1 protein-coding gene is annotated in these 576 nt (G+C 57.6%); it reads right to left on the reverse strand.

Annotated elements, in window-relative coordinates; genetic code table 11:
• On the reverse strand, positions 1-576 hold a 576-nt coding region (locus tag QKY98_RS23660), incomplete at both ends, for an efflux RND transporter permease subunit (RefSeq protein ID WP_284671712.1).

The raw sequence follows: 576 nt of genomic DNA on the forward strand, positions 1-576 counted from the left end.
GCCACTCGCGGCCATAGCGGAGGTTGATCGGATACCTGGCGAGCCCTTCCACGGTTTCACCAATGGTTTGACCACCGATGGCACCGGCCACGATCGATTGCACGTCCGCGATATTCAGGCCGTAGCGTGCGGCGGCGACACGAACGATATCCACATCGATATACCTGCCGCCGGTCAGTCTCTCAGCAAGCGCCGAACTGACCCCAGGCACCGTTTTGGCGATTTTTTCCACTGCCTGGGTGGCTTTGTCGATCTGTGCCAAGTCAGTGCCATACACTTTCACCCCGATCGGGCTCTTGATACCCGTCGCCAGCATATCGATACGGTTTCGAATCGGCGGGATCCACAGATTGGCTAATCCAGGTACCTGTACGGTGCGATCCAACTCCTCAACCAGCTTGTCAGGCGTCATCCCAGGGCGCCATTGATCCTTCGGCTTGAACTGAATGGTCGTCTCGAACATTTCCAGCGGGGCGGGATCTGTAGCGGTGTCGGCTCGACCAGCCTTACCGAACACGTGTGCAACTTCTGGAACCGTTTTTATGAGCCGGTCCGTCTGCTGCAGTAGCTCAGAAG

The organism is Pseudomonas sp. HR1, assembly GCF_030175875.1.
In the GTDB taxonomy this organism is placed as follows: domain Bacteria; phylum Pseudomonadota; class Gammaproteobacteria; order Pseudomonadales; family Pseudomonadaceae; genus Chryseomonas; species Chryseomonas oryzihabitans.